Below are 22,327 nucleotides of genomic sequence, written 5' to 3'. Positions count from 1 at the left end.
TATATATTTTTTAGCACTAGTTGTAATTTAGCGCACTCAAAATCGCAGTTTTCATAGTGGCAGAATTGCTTGTCGCTTGAACAAGAAACAAAAAGCCCATATATACATTATCACGTTCGTGTTCCAAACTTACGTCATTATTTTTTGATATTTTAGAAAGTTCAGTTAGTGTGTGTGTGAGATTTTTCCCAAAATACTGAATCATTCATGGTAAAAACATTAAATTCTTGCCAACGCCAACCCAGTGATGTTGCAGTTGGTATTATCAATAGGTTCGTCAAGTTTTTGACATCACCGATAGTTTTATCTGTACTGTGCTTCACAGTAATTGGAGATTGTGCGATCGCTTATACTGCTATTCCTCACGAGTCAATCGCCTCCGAAAAACAAACCAAGACAAAACTTACCCAATCTACAACTACAGTTCAACCAAAACCACTTGCACCTCCTTTACAAGGGGTAATATACTATGGTAATCAAATTTCTCTCAATGGTCGAATTTTACCAGGGGCATGGTTACAAAGACGCCTGAGTGCAGCTCAATTGACAACTCAGATCAGCGATGCAGCAATTCGACAATTTTTCGGCGTAGATTTATTAAATAGCAACAGTCCTACCAAACAGCCAATACAGTGGTATTCATCCGCGACTAAACCACCGATTTTAGTTAGCACCTTGGCGGGGGGTTATCGCTACTTGGATATTACCAATTTTGCCAAAACATCTGAATGGCAAATGCAAGTACAGGGTAATACGTTAGTGATATCTACACCGAACGCCAAAATCACAGAGATTAATCAAACCAAAGAATCTTTAATAGAACGCGTCACCGTCAATTTAGATCGCCCTACTCCTTGGCAAATCAATCAAGAAGCCCTTGTTAAACAAAATCAACCTTTAAGCGACGATCCAAATAACCCAATCCTCAAACCCTCTGCTCCAACCACCAGAGATTGGACAATCACCTTAAATGGTATCGCCGATCCAGCTTTAATTCAACGTTACACCCCCCCGCCACCACCGCCAATCGAAAAGATTCCTACCCCCGCACCATTTCCCGAAAATCTCTTAAAACAGATATTGCCATCAAACGAAAATCAACAAAACATTACTCCCACTCCTCCACCATTAATTAAGCAAGTACAGGTAGTTAACAACCAGACAATTATCCGTCTAGAGATTCCCATTGGGTTAGCCCCCCTAGTTAGCACTGCACCGAATCGCCTGATTATCGATGTTCGTCCAGATACACTACTACCACGAGCAATTACGTGGGCGCCGGGATTAAACTGGCGTCAGCAGTATGTAAATTTAGGTCAAGAACGCTTTCCAGTTGTTTGGTTAGAAATCAATCCGCGTACTGTCGGGTTAAAAATTAGACCAATTATTACAAACTCTAATACCCTAGAGGGGACTGCTCCTTTAATCCAAACAGCCCAACAACAGTTAGCAGTCGCAGCGATTAATGGTGGCTATTTTAACCGCAATAATCGCCTACCTTTGGGTGCAATTCGTCGAGATGGTCAATGGTTATCAAGTCCCATTTTGAACCGGGGTGCGATCGCGTGGAATGATTCTGGTCAATTTTATCTGGGTCGTCTAACCCTGTTAGAAAATCTAATTACTGCTAATAACCAAAAATTGCCGATTTTAACTCTCAATAGTGGTTATGTGCAAAGTGGTATAGCTCGTTATACTCCTGCTTGGGGAGTGAACTATTCGCCCTTAACCGACAACGAAATTATCCTTACTATCCAGAAAGATCAAATTACTAATCAGTTACCAGCAGGTAAAGTCGGTCAAACTAATTTTCCTATCCCTACGGATGGATATTTGCTTGTACTACGTGCTAATGCTGTCACCAACGCCTCCATTTTGCCTATTGGTTCTTCAGTAAAAATTGACAGTTCTACCAGTCCTGGAGAGTTTAGTAATTACCCCTATATTCTCGGAGCAGGCCCCCTACTTATACAAAATCGTCAAATTGTCCTGAATGGCAAAGGCGAACAATTCAGTAATGCTTTTGTTGCCCAAAAAGCGATCCGTAGTGGTATTTGTAGAACAACAACAGGCAACCTCATCATCGCCGCCGTCCATAACCGTGCTGGTGGTGCTGGCCCTACCTTAGCAGAACACGCTCAATTAATGCAGCAAATCGGTTGTGTTGATGCTTTAAATCTGGATGGTGGTAGTTCTACCAGTCTTTATTTAGGGGGACAACTTCTGGATCGTTTCCCCAATACCGCAGCTCGTGTTCACAACGGTATAGGTATTTTCTTGCAACCACGTTGAAGGGATAGGGGATAGGGGATCAGGGATCGGGGATCAGGGATCGGGAATCGGGAATTGGGCATGAATCAGTTAACAATTAACAGTGACCAGTTTAATTTGATAACTGATAAGTTTTCCCTGTCCCCCTTCCCATTTCCCTGTTCTCAGATTCCCGATCCCCGATCTCCGATCCCCTATCCCCAAATTTAAAGCTAACTAAAAGTTGCCACTTCAATTCGTGAAGACTTGATATAGATATGTTAGTGGTAGCAGTCATTGATTACACCTTAGACTGTGATTTTGCTATGTTTGGCAGGTGTGGGCTAGATTGCTGATTTATACGGTTGCAACATAGCGCCATATTTTTCCATCAATAGTTAAGAGTACTAACGGTTTTGTTATGTCTCCGAATGAGGTAACTATGGCTCAATACCAAGAAACAACACAGACGAATGCGCTTCCTTTGCCTTCCGCTATTACTGCAAGAGGTGTTGCAGCAACAGAACTGCGTCCTTGGGGTTCTTTTACGGTTTTGGAAGAAGGGCGCGGTTATAAAATTAAGCGTATCGAAGTTAAACCCGGACACCGACTAAGTTTACAAATGCACCATCATCGCAGCGAACACTGGATAGTTGTTTCTGGTACAGCGAGAGTAGTTTGTGGTGATCAGGAAGTATTGCTGGGCAATAATCAGTCTACATATGTACCCCAATGTACAGCCCATCGTTTAGAGAATCCTGGCGTGATTCCTTTGGTATTAATTGAAGTACAAAACGGAGAATACTTAGGCGAAGATGATATTATCCGTTTCCAAGACGATTACGCTCGCGCAGAAGATTAAATTCAAAATAGCCAAGTGGATATAGGGGATAGGGGACAACTAATCAGTTATCAGTTATCAGTTATCAGTTATCAAAATTAAACTGGTAACTGTTAACTGATTGATGCCCGATGCCCCTTGAACAAGCACCAACCATAACCTGTAATATTTTTAAGGTAAAGCTTTCAATCCCCAGTTCATTCCATGATTCATCTGAGTCCAGCAGCAGTAAGCGAGATTAGAAGATTAAAATCTAAGCAGCAACAACAACAACCAAATCTGTTGTTTCGATTGGCAGTTAAAGTCGGTGGTTGTTCTGGCTGGTATTACGACATGTATTTTGATGAAACTGTCAAGACGGGCGATCGCACTTTAGAATGTGAAGGTATTCAAGTAGTTATAGACTCTGAAAGCTTTAATTACGTTGATGGTCTAACCATAGATTATTCTGAGGATCTAATGGGTGGTGCTTTTCGCTTCCAAAATCCCCAAGCAAACGCTACTTGTGGCTGTGGTAATTCGTTTGCTATTGGTTAATTGTTAGTGATTGATGGTTATTCCAAACAGCAAAAATAATATTATATTGACTTTTGACACCTAAAAAAGATATAATCAGAATTTGTTGTCAAAAGTTAAACTATAAGCAGCTTCACGCGCTGTAACTCATGCCCACTATACAGCAGCTAATACGTAACGAACGCGAAAAAGCGCGTCAAAAAACCAAGTCCCCAGCTCTAAAACAATGCCCACAACGTCGGGGTGTTTGTACTAGGGTATACACGACCACACCGAAAAAACCGAATTCGGCTCTGCGTAAAGTAGCAAGGGTCAGACTAACTTCTGGATTTGAAGTCACAGCCTACATTCCAGGAATTGGTCATAACTTGCAAGAACACTCTGTTGTAATGATTCGTGGCGGTCGGGTTAAGGACTTACCAGGCGTGAGATACCACATCATTCGTGGCACTTTAGATACAGCCGGAGTCAAAGACCGCAAGCAAGGTCGTTCCAAGTATGGAACCAAACGTCCAAAAAAATAGAGAACGGCGCGATTAATCGCGGTTAGACTCGATTAATCGCGTTTGGAAACTAATTCGCCTTTACATTTCTTTGTAGAGCAGTTGGCATAGCTCATACAAACTAACCTTTAATGACTAAGGTGTGTGTCTGCATCAGCAAAAAAAGTTTACTTTTTTTGTTTTTGCTATGATTTGTAGTGCCACTGTTCAACAAAAATCAATGGTAGAATTTGAATTGGTTCCGTGCAAATGTACGGGAATAAATGCCATCAGAAGCGAGCAGGTGTTCCTATAGTTTTCTAATGGACAAAGCTAAGTACATCAGAATGTAAGACCTGTATGAAAATAATTACTCGCAGGCCGTCTGAAGTGCGATCGCCTTGATTCTGTCAAAAAATATGAGTGTCTAAGAAACTTATAAGTTAGATTAGTAAAGCCTCTAACGCCCTATTTGCTGTGAATCTGGGAATTTTTAGAATGCTATCAGCGACAGCAGCATTTTAAATTGAGTTAGATTAGCTATTAAATTAGCTATTAAGGTATATAATTATTGTCGCCTTGTATGTCTAGTTGAGGGCAGCAAGTTAAACAGGTCAGTTCCATTGCGATTTCAGCAATGAAAAACTGTCTAAACATAAATCATCTAGTTGCTAAATTCAGAAATTTAAGGTTGAAGTATGTCTCGTCGTGGTGTTACTCAAAAGCGCCCAGTTCCACCTGACTCTGTTTATAACAGTCGCCTAGTAAGCATGATGATCCGTCGGGTGATGCGTAGTGGCAAAAAATCACTTGCCGCAAGGATTGTTTATGCTGCGATGAAAAATATCGAGGAAAGAACCGGAAGCGATCCATTGGAAACGTTTGAAAGAGCAGTGCGGAATGCAACGCCATTGGTAGAAGTAAAAGCTCGACGAGTAGGCGGTGCGACCTATCAAGTACCCATGGAAGTGCGAGCGGAGCGTGGTACAAGTTTGGCATTGCGTTGGTTAGTACAGTTTTCTCGCTCTAGACCTGGTCGGACAATGGCTGGCAGACTAGCTCAAGAATTGATGGATGCTGCTAACGAAACTGGTAGTTCAATTCGTAAGCGCGAAGAAACGCACCGGATGGCAGAAGCAAACAAAGCCTTTGCACATTACCGCTACTAAACATTGTAGAAACGCGCTCAGGTGCGTTTCTACGAAGAACAAAGATATATCGTGGTAGTTACTAAATAAAAAGACGGTTTACCAGAAAAGATAGAATCTTAACAAAGTGTAATATACAAGATATCATGAGGCGAAAAGTATAGGAGGCAGCTGTGGCACGTACGAACCCGCTAGAGAGAGTACGCAATATCGGTATTGCGGCGCATATAGATGCGGGCAAGACAACAACAACAGAGAGAATTTTATTTTACTCTGGCATAATTCATAAAATTGGTGAAGTCCATGAAGGAACCGCTGTCACCGACTGGATGGATCAGGAACGGGAGCGGGGAATTACTATTACAGCTGCTGCGATTAGCACCAGTTGGAGAGATCATCAAATTAACATTATCGACACTCCAGGACACGTGGACTTCACGATTGAAGTGGAACGTTCCATGCGGGTTTTGGATGGTGTAATTACAGTTTTATGTTCTGTGGGTGGTGTGCAACCACAAACAGAAACAGTATGGCGACAAGCGGATCGTTATAAAGTTCCACGGATCATCTTTATTAACAAGATGGATCGCACGGGCGCGAACTTCTACAAAGTTTACGAACAAGTGCGCGATCGCTTGCGGACTAATGCTATTCCTATTCAATTGCCTATTGGTAGCGAAAGTGATTTCCTGGGTCTGGTTGATCTGGTAAAAATGCGGGCGTATGTCTACGGCAATGACCAAGGAACAGATATCAAGGATGAGGATATTCCCGCAGATATGCAGGATTTGGTTCAGGAGTACCGTAACAAGCTGATTGAAGCGGTAGCTGAGACCGATGACGATCTGATGAACAAGTACTTTGAGGGTGAAGAACTCACAGAAGCAGAAATCCGCACTGCTCTGCGTAAAGGCACTGTTGCAGGTACGATTGTGCCAATGCTTTGTGGTTCAGCCTTCAAAAACAAAGGTGTACAACTCCTGCTTGATGCTGTAGTCGATTACCTGCCAGCACCCCCTGACGTACCCGCAATCCAGGGTACACTACCCAATGGCGAAACGGTAGAACGCCATGCTGACGATAATGAACCTCTGTCGGCACTTGCGTTCAAGATTATGGCTGACCCTTATGGTCGTCTGACGTTTGTTCGTGTTTATTCTGGTGTTCTGAAGAAAGGTAGCTACGTCTTAAACGCCACCAAAAACAAAAAAGAAAGAATTTCTCGTCTGGTAGTTTTGAAGGCAGATAATCGCATTGACGTAGATGAATTGAGAGCCGGCGACCTGGGAGCCGCAGTCGGGTTAAAAGACACCTTGACCGGTGACACTCTAACCGATGAAGGTTCACCAGTAATTCTGGAATCCTTGTTTATTCCAGAGCCTGTAATCTCGGTGGCGGTAGAACCCAAAACCAAGAACGACATGGACAAACTGTCCAAAGCTCTACAATCTCTCTCCGAAGAAGATCCAACCTTCCGCGTAAACGTCGATCCAGAAACCAACCAAACGGTAATTGCTGGGATGGGAGAGTTGCACCTCGAAATTCTTGTAGACCGGATGTTACGCGAATTTAAGGTGGAAGCTAATGTTGGTGCGCCACAAGTAGCTTACCGCGAAACAATTCGCAAACAAGTCAACAGAATAGAAGGTAAATTCATTCGCCAAAGCGGTGGTAAAGGTCAGTACGGTCATGTAGTGATTGACTTAGCACCAGGAGAACCAGGAAGCGGCTTTGAATTCGTCTCCAAAATTGTTGGTGGTACTGTACCGAAAGAGTACATCTCGCCAGTAGAAGCAGGTATGAAAGAAACCTGCGAATCGGGTATTCTAGCTGGATATCCACTCATTGACGTCAAAGCGACGCTGGTTGATGGGTCTTACCATGAAGTGGACTCCTCGGAAATGGCCTTCAAAATCGCTGGCTCAATGGCAATGAAAGAAGCTGTAATGAAAGCTTCACCCGTCCTTTTAGAGCCTATGATGAAAGTTGAGGTTGAAGTTCCCGAAAACTTCCTTGGGGATGTAATGGGCGACCTCAATTCCCGTCGTGGACAAATTGAGGGGATGGGTTCTGAACAAGGTCTCGCCAAAGTGACTGCTAAAGTCCCATTGGCAGAAATGTTTGGCTACGCCACTGACATCCGGTCGAAGACCCAAGGTCGAGGTATATTCTCAATGGAATTTAGCCACTACGATGAAGTACCTCGCAACGTGGCTGAAGCAATCATAGCTAAAAGCAAAGGGAACGCTTAATTAAAAAAGGAAACGAGCATTCATGGCACGCGCAAAGTTTGAAAGGACTAAACCCCACGTTAATATCGGCACTATTGGCCACGTTGACCACGGTAAAACCACATTAACAGCAGCTATTACCATGACTTTGGCTGCGATCGGTAAGGCTACCGGTAAAGGTTACGATCAAATCGATAACGCACCTGAAGAAAAAGCACGGGGTATTACTATTAATACCGCTCACGTTGAGTATGAGACAGAAAACCGTCACTATGCTCACGTAGACTGTCCTGGACACGCTGACTATGTGAAGAACATGATCACTGGTGCAGCGCAAATGGATGGTGCGATCCTGGTGGTTTCGGCTGCGGATGGTCCGATGCCCCAAACCCGTGAACACATTCTACTAGCACGCCAGGTGGGTGTACCCAACCTAGTTGTCTTCTTAAATAAAGAAGACATGGTGGATGATGAAGAATTGTTGGAACTAGTAGAGTTGGAAGTTCGTGAACTACTTTCCAGCTATGATTTCCCTGGTGACGACATCCCAGTAATCAAAGGTTCTGGTCTGCAAGCGCTGGAAAAAATGACCGCTAACCCCAAGACACAAAAGGGTGAAGATAAGTGGGTAGACAAAATCTACGACTTGATGGATGCTGTAGATGCTTACATTCCCACACCAGAGCGGGATATTGATAAGCCCTTCCTGATGGCTGTAGAAGACGTGTTCTCGATCACAGGTCGTGGTACAGTAGCTACCGGACGTATTGAACGGGGTAAAGTCAAGATCGGCGATAACGTAGAGCTAGTTGGTATCAAAGATACTCGTGCCACCACTGTTACCGGGATCGAGATGTTCAAGAAGAGTCTCGAAGAAGGTATGGCTGGGGATAACGCCGGTATACTGTTGCGCGGTGTCCAAAAAGCTGATATTGAACGGGGTATGGTAATTGCCAAACCTGGTTCTATCACTCCTCATACTCAATTTGAAGGAGAAGTGTACGTTCTGACTGAGAAAGAAGGCGGTCGTAAAACTCCTTTCTTCGCAGGATATCGCCCTCAATTCTACGTACGGACAACCGACGTAACCGGTACTATCAAAACCTTTACCTCCGATGACGGTAGCGCCGCAGAAATGGTTATGCCCGGAGACCGGATCAAGATGACAGTAGAACTGATCAACGCGATCGCTATTGAACAAGGAATGCGCTTCGCTATCCGTGAAGGTGGTCGTACAATCGGTGCTGGTGTCGTTTCCAAAATCGTCAAATAGCATCTGTTTATCTTGATTAAACAAGGAGCAGAGGTGGTATAATTCCTCTCTGCTCTTTTATATTCCCCAATACTTAAGGGTGTAAGGGAGTAAGGGTTTAGGGGAAAATAATTGCCCTACTCACCTACACCCCACACCCTCATACCCCTATACCCCTAATTACAACTCATCAGAACCAGGACAACCGAAAATGGCTACTTTGCAGCAGCAAAAGATTAGAATTCGCTTACAGGCATTTGACCGTCGCTTACTAGATACATCTTGCGAGAAGATTGTAGATACTGCAAATCGTACTAACGCTACAGCGATTGGCCCAATTCCCCTACCGACAAAACGCCGGATCTACTGTGTGCTGCGATCGCCACACGTGGATAAAGATTCACGAGAACACTTTGAAACCCGTACCCATCGCCGCATTATTGATATTTACCAGCCTTCTTCTAAAACTATTGATGCTTTGATGAAACTGGATCTGCCTTCAGGCGTGGATATTGAAGTAAAACTATAAATTAGTCATTAGACGCGATTATACTCTTACCTTGAAGCCGCTCTTACGAGCGTCTACGCGTCTGTACAATAGTCAATAGTCCAGAGTTGAGTTTTTCACTATTAATAATTGACCATTGACAATTGACTCTTGTGCAAATATTTACCTTGCCCTGAAAGATATATCTTCAGGGCTTTTTATTTGCTGGGAAACAGATGCTAGAATGTAGACATAGTACGGCAAAAGCAAAAAATAAAAAAATTTTAAAGAGAATTATCAGATAAAACTTATACCAAAGTTCTAACAAGGTAAAAATGACATCCTCTTCTAAAATTGCCGTTCGTGAACTACCTCTGTTCCCGTTGTCAGAAGTAGTTTTGTTCCCTACAAAGCAATTGCCCTTGCACATCTTTGAATTTCGCTACAGAATCATGATGAACACGATTCTGGAAAGCGATCGCAGGTTTGGTGTATTAATGGTTGATCCGGCAAAAGGTGCGATCGCTAATGTAGGTTGCTGTGCCGAAATTGTTCATTATCAACGTTTACCGGATGATCGGATGAAAATGTTGACTTTGGGACAGCAAAGATTTCGTGTTTTAGAGTATGTACGTGAGAAACCCTATCCTGTTGGTTTAGTTGAATGGATTGAAGATCATCCACCCACCAAAGATTTACGTCCTTTGGCTAACGAGTTATCTCAGCTACTAAAAGATGTTGTTCGCCTCTCAGCCAAGTTAACTGAACAACAAATTGAACTCCCAGAAGATTTACCTGATTTGCCTTTAGAACTTTCTTATTGGGTAGCCAGCAATCTTTATGGTGTTGCTTTAGAACAGCAAGCGTTGCTAGAAATGCAAGACACTGTTGCTCGTTTAGAACGGGAAACAGAAATTTTGACTTCTACTCGCAATCATTTAGCGGCTCGTACTGTTCTCAAAGATACTTTTAATCAGAAGTTGTAAATTCATTAAGTTAGTACAAATTTAGAGACGCGATATTCCTCGCCTCTCTACACGTTGAGGTCGTCATTTGTCATTGGTCATTGGTCATTGGTCATTTGTAATTGGTAAGTGAAACATATTTTTTTGTAGAGACGTGCCATGGCACGTCTCTACATTATTTATGTGTATCGCAATTAACGTGAAATGGTATCAGTTATGTTTATTCCCGGCAACCTACTTAATTGGTAATTGGTAATTGGTAATTGGTAATTGGTAATTGGTATATTACTATGCCCAATGTCCAATCCCCAATCCCCAATCCCCTATCCCCTATCCCATAGGCAAAACACCATAACTACCAAAAATTTTTAGTATTTCTGTGTATGCAGTTAATTCTTGTAAGGCAGATTGCATTTGGATTTGAGACGTGTCTGCTTCCGCATCGATAAAAAATAAGTATTCCCCTAGCGATCGCTTCGTAGGACGAGACTCAATCCGGCTAAGGTTAATATTTAATTGAGCAAATATTTGTAGTGGCTTAACCAACGCTCCTGGTAAATTAGCACCAACGCTAAAAGCTAGGGAGGTGTGACTGACTTTAAGAGAAGATTTTTGATAGTTATTAGGCATATCAGCCTGACTGATCACCCAAAAACGAGTACAGTTTTCTGGGTGATCATTGATACCATTAACTAATACAGGTAAATTATAAAGTTGTGCTGCTCGCTCAGATGAGATAGTCGCTACTGTTAAATCTCGCTTGAGTATCTGCAATGCCTCGGTTGTAGAATTAGCAGGAATTAATTGTACATTGGGTAGAAATTGCTCTAACCATTTTTGGCATTGCGCTAAAGCTTGGGGATGAGAATAAACTGTTTTAATGCTCTCTATGCTATCAGCGCAGGAAATTAACGTATGAACAATTGGCATTACCAAAGCCATCTGAATTTGTAAATTATCCAGTTGCCATAGGGTATCCATAGTCATTGTCACACTACCCTCAATCGAATTTTCCACAGGTACGACAGCTAGGTTTACCTGAGATTGGGCAACAGCTCGGAGTGTTTGGGCAATGCTAGGATAAGGACATAAGGTAGCTTGAAGTCCTTGATTTTGGCTCAACCAATTTACGTATAAAATAGCTGCTTGTTCTGCATAAGTACCAGGTGGGCCTAAATGTGCGATCGATAAAGTCATGGGATTTTGTTCAAAGTGTAAGTTTGTTTAAAAAAAGAAAATTTTTAGTCAATATTTTTAGTAAATATAGTATCCAAAAAAATTTTAGCCTTCTGACTATCATTTTTTCTCAAAAACTCCAAAAATTAAAAAATAATAGAATTATAAAACAATTATTTTGACGAACGCATGTCTACCAAGTTTACCGCCTTCCAGTCGGTAGAAATTGCTGTTCCACAACAGCCTATTCCCATTCAGCACTATTTGCGTCAGCCTCAACGTCTGGTTTATGCATTAGTAGATCCGAATCGAATTCAGCCGTTAGCTGATGATATTTTTCGTTTAAAAATGCGTCCCCTTAGTTTTATGTCACTAAGCATTCAGCCTACCGTAGACATGAAAGTTTGGGCAGAATCTAATGGCAAAATTCACTTGCGATCGCAAGGTTGTGAAATCCTTGGCATTGAGTACATTAACCAGCGCTTCAATCTAAATTTAAAAGGGCATTTATCACCATCGCAATTCAAGACTGGCACTCGTTTACAAGGTAGAGCGGATTTAGAAGTAGAGGTAGAGTTACCACCGCCATTTTCCTTTACGCCCAAACCAATCTTAGAAACCACTGGCAATGGTTTATTGAAAAGCGTACTTTTAACAATTAAGCAAAGATTGTTACATCAATTAATAGTAGATTATCGTCGCTGGGTAATATTGCAAACTCAAGAAGGAAAGCTTAGTAGCGATGAGCAAAATCCAGACTTACCAATCTTGAATATTGAGTAATCATCGTTGAGATTGACGGGGAAGGGGACGCGGTGACGGGTGACACGGGGGACAAGGAGGACAAGGAGGACAAGGGGGACACGGGGGACACGGGTGACACGGGGGACACGGGTGACAAGGGAGACATGAGGGAATTGAGAGCAAATATTCTCCGCGTCACCGCGTCTCTCCTTCTCCGCATCTTCAGAGGCGTCAATCAAATTTGGCAAGGACGAAAAGACTTGCGATGTAAAGGTGAAGCCCCGTATTTTTGCAGTGCTATTAAATGCTTTGGACTTCCATAACCCTTATTATGCTCCAAGTCGTACATGGGATATTTAGAGGCAAGCCTGACAATTAAGTCATCTCGCCACACTTTGGCAATAATGCTAGCAGCAGCAATCGCGAGCGAGCGCTCGTCTCCCTTGACTATTGTTTGTTGCAAGAGTAGCAAATCTTGAATTGATTGCTTACCATCAATCAAGCAGAGTGTAGGCTGCACCTTTAGCTTTAATACTGCTCGCTTCATCGCTAAAAGTGTAGCCTGCAAAATATTTATTTGATCAATTTCTCCAACTGAAGCAAAGCCTATTTTGTAGTCGATTGCAACACTCTGGATATGTTGGGCTAGCTGGCTCCTACGAGAGCTAGACAACTTTTTACTATCTTTGATTTTTGCTGCCATCAATGCAGGCAGAGCATCATTTGGTAGTATCACAGCAGCAGCTACTACCGGCCCAAACAAACAGCCCCGCCCGACTTCATCGACGCCTGCAACTAGTCCACAGATGTCTGAAAAAGCGGAAAATTCCAGCCAACTCGCTTGCTGTTGAAGTGTTGACGAATCAACAGAAGCGGTATCTGGCTTGCTCATGACCATATTTTAAAGTCTTTAACTTTTAGCTTTAGCTGTCAGCTGTTGATGGATCTGTCTCCAAAGCGGAAGAACGACGGCGACGACGACGAATAGCAGTACTAGTAGTGGCTTCTGTTTCATCTGCCATCATGGACGAATCCGCAGTTTCAGTTACAACTGATGACAATGGTTCTGTTTGTATCGGACTTTCTATGGTACTAGTTGCTGTTTGAGTAATTTCCGGGGCTGTTTCTGTTTGTGTAGCAATTTGACCGGGGAGAGTAACGTTAATGATTACAGACTTGGGATTTCTGACTTCTCGGTTCAATTTCACCAATGGTGAAACTCCCATCAAAGCGTACACATCTTGTTCCGGTGGTGTCATTTCCACAGTCACAATCTCTGGTGGTTCTACCACTGGTTTGACTATCTCTGGTCTTGAGATTTTAGCCCGTTCTCCTCTTTCTACCCAACCTGGTTTACTAATATTGGGTATGGGTAGCTCAGAAGTCTCTACTAATTCTCCCTCTCCATCAATGTCCATATCTGGGTCATTCACCAGTGATAAGGGATTAACATTGATGCGTGGCTCTTCTTTACCGTTACCGCCATTTAGTCCGATGCGACGACGGCGACGTCTTTTGTTGTCACTAATTTCTTGATAGCTGGGATGATTGGATAGATTCAATCCACTTAGATCGCTCTCGTGTTCGTATCCTTCCCCAAATCCATCGTAGCTTTCCCGTGGTTCACTCAAGCGAGGAGATGGCAGACGGGGTTCTCTGTGAGGTAAAGATACAAAGCGTTCTGGTAATTCGGGTGGTGGTGCGATGGAACGGCTTTCAGTTTCTCCAGGTAAATGCACAACATGCCCTAAACCACCACAGGTTTGACAAGATTCACTAAACAATTCGTAAATGTTTTGACCTTGGCGCTTACGGGTGAGTTCTACTAGACCCAGTTCCGTTAATTGAGCAATCTGAGGACGGGCTTTGTCTGATTTTAGGGCTTTGTTAAAGTGTTCAAGGACATGCTGTTGATCACGCCGTGTTTCCATATCAATGAAATCAACAACAATCACACCAGCTATATTCCGTAAACGCAGCTGACGAGCAATTTCTGTAGCTGCTTCACAGTTTGTCCATAAAACTGTTTCTCTGGCTGTTGCCGATCGCGTAAATGAACCAGAGTTGACATCGATCACCGTTAATGCTTCAGTGGGCTGGATAATAATGTAGCCACCAGAAGGTAAATCTACTCTGGGTTTCAGAGCTTCTTTAATCGCAGCATTGATCCGGAAGTATTCTAAAATCGCTGCGCGATCGCGGTGGTGGTCGATCAATAATCCTTGTGGTACTTGTCCACCACTCCAGTTTTGCAAATACTGTTTTACCCGTTTTAAGCCAGTACTGGAGTCTACAACGATTCGGTTGACATCCGCACCGTACATGTCTCGTAGTACACGCTGGATAAAGTCATCGTCCCGGTTGAGTAGTGCAGGTGCGCGGGTAGAAACTGCTTCTTGCTGAATCGCTTCCCATTGTTTTTGCAGGTTTTCTAAATCCTCAATGATTGCTTCTTCGGGTTTACCTTCTGCTTCTGTGCGAACCAACAAACCCATCCCCGCAGGTTTAATCAAAATTGCTAATGCTCGTAAGCGGTTACGCTCATTTTCATTTTTTATTCGCCGGGATAAATTTACACCCCGTCCGTAGGGCATGAGTACAACATAACGTCCCGGTAAAGTAATGTTACCTGTAAGCCTTGGTCCTTTTGTTCCTGTTGGCTCTTTCATTACTTGCACCAATACTTTTTGTTGTGGTGCAAGCAATTCCGTGATCGCTGCTGCTGTACGCTTGAGTCGTAATGGGCCTAAGTCTGTAACATGAATAAATCCGTTACGTTCTGGATCACCGATATTGACGAAAGCAGCATCTATCCCAGGTAATACATTTTCTACTACTCCTAAGTAGATATCACCAATTTGGTGATGACCTGTAGCAACAACTAATTCTTGTATTTGATCTTCAGAAAATACGGCAGCTATTTGATGCTGCTCCGCGATAATAATTTGTTTCGGCATTCAATTTCCTCAAAATTTGGCAGCAAAAATAGACTTGGGGGTATGTTGTCCCTATTGCCCCTGCAAGCCCAAACAGGCGCTGCTGTTAGTAAAAACTGCGAACTCAAGCCCACACTTAAAGAGCTATTGACTGGAGAAATGCGTTTACACGCTCGATTATTCCAGAACGGCTGCATATTATTTAAGCAATTTAATCACCCGTCCATGGTTAATTTTTGATGCAACGCCCTCATTCTCTAAGAATTAGGCATTCAGCATGTGTGTTAAAAATCATAAAGTTTAGAGAAGCCGACGAAGCCTTTTATTTAGTCACTGATTCACAAGATAACCATCAAGAGAGAGTGTTCTTGAATCTGCCTGGTGGAAGTCTGGGATAAAATCCTAGATGTCGCTCTCTAAATCTCTGCTTTTAAACCCTCAGTACCAGGATTGTGAACCAAATAACTCAATGCAGCGCCAGAAAAATTCTCTTCATATCATTCTAACGCAACCTTGTTAAAAATCAATTCCCCATAGCCAAAATTGAGAAGCAGCTCAATCGCAAGTTGCCCTCAAGCAATTAACTAATCCTGCAAAACCAAACGATGGCGGTGGATTTGCAGTAGCTGGAATTCTATGCCTGCCACTTGTTCTAGCATAAACAGAACTTGTTCTGGACGCAACAGTGTACCATCTGGACGACAACTACCTAGATAATGCAAACTAAATGCGGATGTCACCGGATTAGTAGTTTCCACTAATTCAATTTCAAACAAGCGATCGCGCAGATTTACGAAATTAGTTTTACCTGACTTTGTTGTTTGCTCGTACCAAATCTCACTTTTTTGTTTAATTGTATCCAACCACTCTTGCCATTGTGTAAATGTTGATGAATCTGGTACAGCAATAGTGAGTATATACTCGGCAGCCTCTAAGCCTTGGGTAGCAGCAGGAGCTTTTAAATCTAGCTCTACCACATCATATATAGGTATGTCACTGGGCAGTACCTGCGCCAATTTTTCTCGAAAAACATTCAGATCCAGTAGCTGAGTAAACTCAAAATCGACTATTTCACCGCTACTGGTAGCTCCTAGAGGCAAAGCCGAAGCCACGGAGATTCGTGGTGACGGATGATACCCACCAGTAAAAGCAATTGGCAATGCGGCTCGTCGCATGGCTCGGTCAAACAAGCGCATCATATCTAGATGGCTGACCAAAGCCATATCACCCTGTTTCCCAAACCATACCCGTAATCTCTGAATTTTAGTAGTATTTGGTACAAACTGTCCTGCAAATTCTGGGATTGATGGTGGGAGAATGACAATGTTATGACCAAAGTCTGTGCCGCAGACACCACAGTGAGAGCAACCATCAAAAGAGCAGTCAGGAACGATCGCAGCTTCTAAGGCACGTTTTAAGTCTTCTTGCAGCCACTTTTTATCGATACCCGTGTCGATGTGATCCCACGGAAGGGGTTTGTCGAGGGAAGGGGGGAGTGGGGAAGTGTGGGGAGTGGGGGAAGTGGGGGAAGTGTGGGAAGTGTGGGAAGTGTGGGAAGTGTGAGAAGACAAGGAAACAATTTCTTCTCCTCCCTCCTGTCCTCCTTGTCCCCCTTGTCCTCCTTGTCCCCCTTGTCCCCTTTGTCCTCCTTGTCCCCCTTGTCCTCCCTGTCCCCTTATCTCCTCTGTGCCAAACAAATTCCACTCGCCATTCTCAACTTGGCGATATTTCCAACTCAGGCCAGCTTCAGCGATCGCCACTCCCCAAGCATTGTATGCACGCTCAATGCTGTCATACCAAGAATCCATTCCTGCGCCTAATTCCCAGGCTCGACGCAAAACTTGACCGAGAGAGCGATCGCCCCTACCGATAAAATCTTCCATCGCCGATAGCCGCACATCAGTAAAGTTTACCTTCACTCCTTTGATGCGGCGAAATTCTTGTTGCAGCAACTTTTGCTTGCGTCCAAACTCAGCTGTTGCAACGGAGTGCCATTGAAATGGGGTATGGGGCTTGGGGGTAAAGTTAGAAATCGTCAAATTGAACGCCAGTGGTTTTCTACCTTTGGCTCGACATTCCCGTTGTAACCAACGCACTGTTTCTGCAATACCCAAAACATCTGAATCGGTTTCACCAGGCAAACCAATCATGAAATATAACTTAATCTTATCCCAGCCTTGTTCCCAAGCTGTTTTTACACCCCGTAATAACTCTTCATTGGTTAAACCCTTATTAACAATATCTCGCATTCGCTGGGTTCCCGCCTCTGGAGCAAAGGTTAAACCACTTTGCCGCATTCCACCCAGGATGTTAGCAATATTTTCATCAAATCTGTCTACCCTTTGGCTCGGTAGGGAAAGAGAAATATTATCATTTTTGAGACGGTTTTTGATTTCCATCCCTACTGCTGGGAGGGACAAATAATCAGAACAGCTCAGAGAAAGCAAAGAAAACTCATTGTAGCCAGTTTCCCGCATTCCTTTCTCAATTGCCGTCACCACCTTTTCTGGTTCCACATCTCGCGCTGGTCGAGTTAGCATTCCTGGTTGACAAAAGCGACAACCGCGAGTGCAACCACGTCGAATTTCAATCGTCAAACGATCATGGACTGTCTCAACGTAAGGAACCAACCCAATCGAATAGGCAGGAATGGGCGTAGCCACTCGCCGTAAAATTCGCTTGGGTACATCTGGATGATTGGGATGGACAGATCCATCCGTAGCCAGATCATAAAACTGAGGAACGTATACACCCGGTATTTGTGCCAAGTCTAGCAAAAGTTCTTGACGACTTAAACCTGCTTGTTTACCTTCTTCTAAAACTAAACCAATTTCTGGCAGAAGTTCTTCACCATCGCCCAAGGCAAAAAAGTCAAAGAAATCAGCGTAGGGTTCTGGGTTAGATGTCGCCGTTTGCCCACCAGCAAAAATTAAAGGATAGGAAGAAATGCTCCCTTGTCCTCCTTGTCCTCCTTGTCCCCTTGTCCCTTCATTTCTTTCTTTCCAAGTCAAGGGAATACCAGCCAAGTCCAACATTTCTAAAATGTTGGTGGCGCCAAGTTCATAACTGAGGCTAAAGCCCAAAATATCAAATTCTGTAAGCGATCGCTTTGATTCAACAGCAAATAACGGTGTCTTGGTTGCCCGTAGTTTAGCTGATAGGTCTGGATTTGGTAAGTAAGCGCGATCGCACAACTGGCGTGGTTGGGCATTCAAGATGTTATAGAGAATGACATGCCCCAGGTTAGAGGCTCCGACTTCGTATACTTCGGGATAAGTTAACACCCAGCGAATCACTGCCGTTTCCCACGGCTTGTGTATGGCTAGACGTTCATTACCCAGGTAACGAGCTGGTTTGACGATATCCGAGGTGATTAATTTTTCTACTGCAATAGCCACTGTGCTATTTTTCTAGCGATTTCAAATAAATGACTCTTACTCACCTCCAACATTAGCATTGATTAGGCAGTTTCAGAGTGTTAATTAGTGTTTCAAAATTTTTTGATGTTAATCAACTCCAAGCTGGCATAATTCGGCGGGAATAAATCTAACTATGTTACGAAAAGTAAACATGCACTAAATCCTTGCCAATGACAAATGACGACCCCAACTAGTAGAGACGCGCTGTTTGAAGCATCTCTACATTTGTGCTGACTTAACTTAAGTCCTAAGATATTTCAAAAACTTGATCAAGTTGGGTCAGTTCAAAAACAATTCTGATAGATGGGGAAACCGAGCAAAGGCTAAATTGCCTTCCTAAGTCTTGAGCAAATTTGAGTGCAGACACTAGCGCCATTAAACCAGCACTATCTAATGCTTCTACTTGCTCCAAATCTACTAGTAATTGATTATTCGTGTTTTGTGCCAGTGCTTTTGTTAAATCTTGTTGAAATTTTAGAGCATTAGCAGCATTTAAACTACCTTGAGGACGAATCACCGTAATTGTGGGATTTTTAAGCAGCGCTTGCATAGTAGCATCCTACTAAATGTAAAGTTTTTCAATAATGAAAGATAGATGTATTTGACCATATACTCTTTCTGCTTACATCGACCATGCGTATTACTTCTCTTAGCCGAATCTTTATTGCTTTGCTATATCTATTTAAAGATTGTCAGAAACACAGAAAAATGTATTTAAGTATACTTTTGTTACAATAAAGATTAAATATATTGCTTGCCATACCAACTAGTTTTTAGTTAGTTATGACTAAAGTTGGTGAATGCAAACACTAAGGCAATGATCTATATCCTGACTTCACTTCAACCATGTCATAGATAGAGGAGGCGATCGCAAATCAAATCACTCATAACTTGTGATTCAGATCACTATTAGCACAAGTACCAGATCACATTTTATACAAAATTGTGACTGGGATAATAACTATATAAAGAAAATTAGTTGGTTAATTAGGTATGAAAACTAGATATATCATTCGTCAACTAGTAGAAAAAGCCCTTTTGATTAAAAAATTAACTCCTGAAATAGAAAATGAAATTAACTCAGAATTAACACAAATGGGTTATATCTCTGACATTGATTATGAAGCCTTGGAATTATTAATGGCAGAAATGGATGCTGGTCGAATTCAATTAGTTCCCAATATCTAAATTAATACTTACCTCTTAGGTTATTTATGATACGAAATAAAATATAAATAGCACAGTTAATCAAGCTGAACAATTTTGTAACACAATTTTTTTAGTATAATTTATAACTTGGTATTAGTAATACTGGTAGTCCGTAATACAAATTATGCGGAGTTTGTAGTAAGCGGTTCCAGCACTTAAATTAGCGATAAAAGAGGACTAAAGTCCTGACTACGAACCTCGTATTACCTAGCAAGTTTGGTGCGGTGGACTACTAGCCTGTAGATTCTTTCTTATAGCCTTACCAAACTTCATCAATAAACTGATGAAGTAGCTGCTTTTTAGATTTTGGATTTTAGATTGAAATCCACGCATCGCAAATCCAAAATCCAAAATTCTTTCCAATGCCCAATGCCCATTGACTCTTGACAATTGTCAAGAGTCAATTGATCAATGACAAATGACCAACAACCTTTTTGGTGCTATACAATAATTCATAAGTAACTGTAAAGCTAACTCTAGTAAGCAACCTCTAGAAAAAACTTGTTGTAGTAAATTACCAGCAGAGCAAGCAGCCGTGTCAGTCGAAACCAAACAGAAGCCTTCAACTTCCAGAAAACTAGCGCCTCAATATCGCGTTTTGCTCCATAACGACGACTACAACACTATGGAGTATGTGGTGCAGGTTCTATTAACTACGGTACCCAGCCTTACTCAACCACAGGCTGTTAGCATCATGATGGAAGCCCATAGCAATGGTATTGCTTTAGTCATTACTTGTGCTCAGGAGCCTGCTGAGTTTTATTGTGAGACTTTAAAAAATCATGGTTTGATTAGTACAATTGAACCAGAAGAATAAATCAGTAAACAGTTATCAGTGATCAATGAGCAGTTCACTCACTCACAAATTTTCAAACCAAGTTGGTCTATAAGTGAGAACATTTTTGATAAACTAGCTGAAATTCTTAAAAGTCTAGCCAATTTGGTATGAAAATAAACCTTGCTCTTTTAGCCCAGCGTTCTGTGTTTATCAGGCTGGGTTGTTTTATTCTAATTTTATTAGTGCTGTGGTTGCCTTTTGCCATACCAGTATATTTATTAGTACCTGATAGTAATTTAGTAACTATTTTAACAATATCACTACTGTATATAGAATTGATTTTTCTACTCAGAATATGGGGTAAGCAAGTTTATAAACAACCTCAAATTTTCCAGCACTACGGTTTACAGTTTACGCGATTAAACGGCGTAGATTTACTACAGGGTTTAGCGATAGGATTAATTAGCGTTTTGATTTTATTTGGTATAGAAGGGTTGTTTGGGTTTTTGGTGTGGCAACAACCCAAAGTTTTTTTATTAAAAATAGTATTAGAAGGTTCTCTTACAGGTTTGGGTATTGGGTTTGCCGAAGAATTGTTATTTCGAGGCTGGTTGTTAGATGAATTGCAGCGAGATTATTCTCCTTGTGTGGCACTTTGGGCAAGTGCAATAATTTATGGGGTATCGCATTTTATTAAGCCTTTGGAAGCAATTATTCACACATTGCCACAACTTCCGGCTTTAGTGCTGCTGGGATTGACGCAGGTATGGGGAAAGCGCTGGCGACGGGGGCGTTTGGGATTACCTATTGGTTTACATATGGGTATAGTTTGGTGTTATTACATCGTTAATATTGGCGGATTAATTGAATATACGAATCGGGTTCCTGATTGGGTGACAGGGGTAAATAAAAATCCTTTGATGGGATTAATGGGATTAATATTGATGGGCGTGTTGGCATTGTGGATAAGGGGAAGACAATTAAAAATAAGTTATTCTTAACTTGGATTAACACTTTAAGATGGATGAAGTTTGTTCGCTATATTGCTCATGGTTTTCAAAAGCATAATGAGTGGGTAGAGGAGAACATGTTGGAGATTGAAAGAGAAGATTGGAAGAATTCAAAGAAAGTTTAAAAACATACCTTACAAACTTATATTCAGAAATTGTTCTCACCAAAAACTTCTGATTTCAATTCACCGCCAGCAATCTGCTTTTTCACCAAATAGTTTTTACACTAGATAGTTTAATTTTGCTATCTCTACTAATTACTGGTGTTCCTAAGTATAAGCCTGTAGCAGCGATAATACGGTCAGGTAAATCTGGTACTTGTGTACGATCAACTAAGCGCAAAGCTTGAGCTATGTTTTTATCAAAAGGGATTTCAGTAAAAACAGCGTCGCTTGCGTCAATAGCTGCTAGCAGGCGTTCAAGCGTCAAGGATGGAATACGTCCTTTCTCGCTCAAGTAAACAATCTCAGCTAGGGTAATCGAGGACAAGGCTACTTGATCACCATCAGTTGCTATTTGGGCGATCGCATCTTTTGCTGTTGTGGAAAGTCGCGGATCAGCAAAAATATACCAGATAACTGTGTGAGTATCAGCTACAGCACGCAGCATTAAATGTCCTCCCGTGGGAAGTTCACCCATTCTTCACTGCGGATTGTTTCAATTTCCTCTGCGGAAGGTGCTTTCCCCAAATCAGCACATAAACCCCATAATGACTTACGAGGGATAGGCGGTTTGTCCATTAACTCGCGTTCTATATCAGAAGTAATTTGCTGAATTAAACGCACCTTATCGACGCTTGAAAGCTGCTTTGCTAACTTAACAACTTCTTGTAAACTCACAAATTTTCACCTGCTTTACCTGCCAAAATTCTAACAATCGCAAA

General features: G+C 42.2%; 20 protein-coding genes. 13 read left to right on the top strand and 7 right to left on the bottom strand.

The window, feature by feature from the left end; all coding sequences use genetic code 11:
* Window positions 1-207 precede the first annotated feature (207 nt).
* From ACE1AT_RS26710 to ACE1AT_RS26670, 9 genes are all read left to right on the top strand, one after another.
* Complete coding sequence (locus ACE1AT_RS26710; RefSeq protein WP_374873902.1) at window positions 208-2,292, top strand: phosphodiester glycosidase family protein; 2,085 nt, start codon at window positions 208-210, stop codon at window positions 2,290-2,292.
* Window positions 2,293-2,692: 400 nt separating this feature from the next.
* A complete protein-coding gene (locus tag ACE1AT_RS26705) occupies window positions 2,693-3,112 on the top strand; it encodes a phosphomannose isomerase type II C-terminal cupin domain (protein ID WP_374873900.1) in 420 nt (139 codons plus the stop codon).
* Between the two features lie 183 nt (window positions 3,113-3,295).
* A complete protein-coding gene (locus ACE1AT_RS26700; protein ID WP_374873898.1) occupies window positions 3,296-3,628 on the top strand; it encodes a HesB/IscA family protein in 333 nt (110 codons plus the stop codon).
* A gap of 128 nt (window positions 3,629-3,756) precedes the next feature.
* Window positions 3,757-4,131 (top strand): 30S ribosomal protein S12, encoded by a 375-nt coding sequence (rpsL, locus tag ACE1AT_RS26695; protein ID WP_016860906.1) that lies wholly within the window; start codon window positions 3,757-3,759, stop codon window positions 4,129-4,131.
* A 656-nt stretch (window positions 4,132-4,787) separates the two neighbouring features.
* The gene (gene rpsG / locus ACE1AT_RS26690) at window positions 4,788-5,258 is read left to right on the top strand and encodes a 30S ribosomal protein S7 (RefSeq protein ID WP_016860905.1); all 471 of its coding nucleotides are present in this window, start codon (window positions 4,788-4,790) and stop codon (window positions 5,256-5,258) included.
* A gap of 152 nt (window positions 5,259-5,410) precedes the next feature.
* Window positions 5,411-7,489 (top strand): elongation factor G, encoded by a 2,079-nt coding sequence (gene fusA, locus ACE1AT_RS26685; RefSeq protein ID WP_374873896.1) that lies wholly within the window; start codon window positions 5,411-5,413, stop codon window positions 7,487-7,489.
* 22 nt (window positions 7,490-7,511) lie between these two features.
* Window positions 7,512-8,741, top strand: a complete 1,230-nt coding sequence (gene tuf, locus ACE1AT_RS26680) for an elongation factor Tu (RefSeq protein WP_374873894.1) — start codon at window positions 7,512-7,514, stop codon at window positions 8,739-8,741.
* A 199-nt stretch (window positions 8,742-8,940) separates the two neighbouring features.
* Complete coding sequence (gene rpsJ / locus ACE1AT_RS26675; RefSeq protein WP_196794878.1) at window positions 8,941-9,249, top strand: 30S ribosomal protein S10; 309 nt, start codon at window positions 8,941-8,943, stop codon at window positions 9,247-9,249.
* A 293-nt stretch (window positions 9,250-9,542) separates the two neighbouring features.
* Complete coding sequence (locus ACE1AT_RS26670; protein WP_016860902.1) at window positions 9,543-10,193, top strand: LON peptidase substrate-binding domain-containing protein; 651 nt, start codon at window positions 9,543-9,545, stop codon at window positions 10,191-10,193.
* A gap of 309 nt (window positions 10,194-10,502) precedes the next feature.
* Here ACE1AT_RS26670 and pheA read toward each other — a convergent pair whose 3' ends face one another.
* Window positions 10,503-11,369 (bottom strand): prephenate dehydratase, encoded by an 867-nt coding sequence (gene pheA / locus ACE1AT_RS26665; RefSeq protein ID WP_374873892.1) that lies wholly within the window; start codon window positions 11,367-11,369, stop codon window positions 10,503-10,505.
* A 168-nt stretch (window positions 11,370-11,537) separates the two neighbouring features.
* Between pheA and ACE1AT_RS26660 the strand changes: the two genes are divergently transcribed.
* Window positions 11,538-12,131, top strand: coding sequence for a DUF1997 domain-containing protein (locus tag ACE1AT_RS26660; RefSeq protein ID WP_374873890.1), 594 nt, complete (start codon window positions 11,538-11,540; stop codon window positions 12,129-12,131).
* Window positions 12,132-12,327: 196 nt separating this feature from the next.
* Here ACE1AT_RS26660 and ACE1AT_RS26655 read toward each other — a convergent pair whose 3' ends face one another.
* The 4 genes from ACE1AT_RS26655 to ACE1AT_RS26640 all read right to left on the bottom strand — a co-directional run bounded on the left by ACE1AT_RS26655 (window position 12,328) and on the right by ACE1AT_RS26640 (window position 18,997).
* Window positions 12,328-12,990 carry a ribonuclease HII gene (locus ACE1AT_RS26655; protein WP_374873888.1) on the bottom strand — a complete coding sequence of 221 codons (663 nt, stop codon included), beginning with the start codon at window positions 12,988-12,990 and terminating at the stop codon, window positions 12,328-12,330.
* Window positions 12,991-13,015: 25 nt separating this feature from the next.
* On the bottom strand, window positions 13,016-15,049 hold the full coding sequence (locus tag ACE1AT_RS26650; RefSeq protein ID WP_374873886.1) for an Rne/Rng family ribonuclease: 2,034 nt from the start codon (window positions 15,047-15,049) through the stop codon (window positions 13,016-13,018).
* 563 nt (window positions 15,050-15,612) lie between these two features.
* On the bottom strand, window positions 15,613-18,426 hold the full coding sequence (locus ACE1AT_RS26645; RefSeq protein WP_374873884.1) for a TIGR03960 family B12-binding radical SAM protein: 2,814 nt from the start codon (window positions 18,424-18,426) through the stop codon (window positions 15,613-15,615).
* Between the two features lie 268 nt (window positions 18,427-18,694).
* Window positions 18,695-18,997, bottom strand: a complete 303-nt coding sequence (locus ACE1AT_RS26640) for an STAS domain-containing protein (RefSeq protein ID WP_374873882.1) — start codon at window positions 18,995-18,997, stop codon at window positions 18,695-18,697.
* A gap of 443 nt (window positions 18,998-19,440) precedes the next feature.
* Between ACE1AT_RS26640 and ACE1AT_RS26635 the strand changes: the two genes are divergently transcribed.
* The 3 genes from ACE1AT_RS26635 to ACE1AT_RS26625 all read left to right on the top strand — a co-directional run bounded on the left by ACE1AT_RS26635 (window position 19,441) and on the right by ACE1AT_RS26625 (window position 21,435).
* A complete protein-coding gene (locus ACE1AT_RS26635; protein ID WP_016860895.1) occupies window positions 19,441-19,635 on the top strand; it encodes a hypothetical protein in 195 nt (64 codons plus the stop codon).
* A 556-nt stretch (window positions 19,636-20,191) separates the two neighbouring features.
* On the top strand, window positions 20,192-20,473 hold the full coding sequence (gene clpS / locus ACE1AT_RS26630; protein WP_016860893.1) for an ATP-dependent Clp protease adapter ClpS: 282 nt from the start codon (window positions 20,192-20,194) through the stop codon (window positions 20,471-20,473).
* 128 nt (window positions 20,474-20,601) lie between these two features.
* Window positions 20,602-21,435, top strand: coding sequence for a lysostaphin resistance A-like protein (locus tag ACE1AT_RS26625; RefSeq protein WP_374873879.1), 834 nt, complete (start codon window positions 20,602-20,604; stop codon window positions 21,433-21,435).
* 216 nt (window positions 21,436-21,651) lie between these two features.
* On the opposite strand, the gene ACE1AT_RS26620 is transcribed toward ACE1AT_RS26625, so the two are convergent.
* Both ACE1AT_RS26620 and ACE1AT_RS26615 read right to left on the bottom strand, forming a co-directional pair.
* Entirely contained in the window at window positions 21,652-22,083 is a 432-nt protein-coding gene (locus ACE1AT_RS26620; RefSeq protein ID WP_374873877.1) for a type II toxin-antitoxin system VapC family toxin, read from the bottom strand.
* The gene (locus ACE1AT_RS26615; protein WP_374873875.1) at window positions 22,053-22,283 is read right to left on the bottom strand and encodes a hypothetical protein; all 231 of its coding nucleotides are present in this window, start codon (window positions 22,281-22,283) and stop codon (window positions 22,053-22,055) included. Before ACE1AT_RS26615 ends, ACE1AT_RS26620 begins: the two co-directional genes overlap by 31 nt.
* Window positions 22,284-22,327: the final 44 nt, after the last annotated feature.

The sequence above is a fragment of the Pelatocladus sp. BLCC-F211 genome (genome assembly GCF_041928655.1).
GTDB lineage: Bacteria > Cyanobacteriota > Cyanobacteriia > Cyanobacteriales > Nostocaceae > Pelatocladus.
Note: the sequence above shows the minus strand (reverse complement) of the source record. Positions and strands in the feature narration are given on the sequence as shown.

Bases quoted from the DNA above. Each gene is read 5' to 3' on its own strand.
- ACE1AT_RS26710 (WP_374873902.1), top strand. From the start codon at position 208: ATGGTAAAAACATTAAATTCTTGCCAACGCCAACCCAGTGATGTTGCA.
- ACE1AT_RS26705 (WP_374873900.1), top strand. From the start codon at position 2,693: ATGGCTCAATACCAAGAAACAACACAGACGAATGCGCTTCCTTTGCCT.
- ACE1AT_RS26700 (WP_374873898.1), top strand. From the start codon at position 3,296: ATGATTCATCTGAGTCCAGCAGCAGTAAGCGAGATTAGAAGATTAAAA.
- rpsL (WP_016860906.1), top strand. From the start codon at position 3,757: ATGCCCACTATACAGCAGCTAATACGTAACGAACGCGAAAAAGCGCGT.
- rpsG (WP_016860905.1), top strand. From the start codon at position 4,788: ATGTCTCGTCGTGGTGTTACTCAAAAGCGCCCAGTTCCACCTGACTCT.
- tuf (WP_374873894.1), top strand. From the start codon at position 7,512: ATGGCACGCGCAAAGTTTGAAAGGACTAAACCCCACGTTAATATCGGC.
- ACE1AT_RS26670 (WP_016860902.1), top strand. From the start codon at position 9,543: ATGACATCCTCTTCTAAAATTGCCGTTCGTGAACTACCTCTGTTCCCG.
- pheA (WP_374873892.1), bottom strand. From the start codon at position 11,369: ATGACTTTATCGATCGCACATTTAGGCCCACCTGGTACTTATGCAGAA.
- ACE1AT_RS26660 (WP_374873890.1), top strand. From the start codon at position 11,538: ATGTCTACCAAGTTTACCGCCTTCCAGTCGGTAGAAATTGCTGTTCCA.
- ACE1AT_RS26655 (WP_374873888.1), bottom strand. From the start codon at position 12,990: ATGGTCATGAGCAAGCCAGATACCGCTTCTGTTGATTCGTCAACACTT.
- ACE1AT_RS26650 (WP_374873886.1), bottom strand. From the start codon at position 15,049: ATGCCGAAACAAATTATTATCGCGGAGCAGCATCAAATAGCTGCCGTA.
- ACE1AT_RS26640 (WP_374873882.1), bottom strand. From the start codon at position 18,997: ATGCAAGCGCTGCTTAAAAATCCCACAATTACGGTGATTCGTCCTCAA.
- ACE1AT_RS26635 (WP_016860895.1), top strand. From the start codon at position 19,441: ATGAAAACTAGATATATCATTCGTCAACTAGTAGAAAAAGCCCTTTTG.
- ACE1AT_RS26625 (WP_374873879.1), top strand. From the start codon at position 20,602: ATGAAAATAAACCTTGCTCTTTTAGCCCAGCGTTCTGTGTTTATCAGG.
- ACE1AT_RS26620 (WP_374873877.1), bottom strand. From the start codon at position 22,083: ATGGGTGAACTTCCCACGGGAGGACATTTAATGCTGCGTGCTGTAGCT.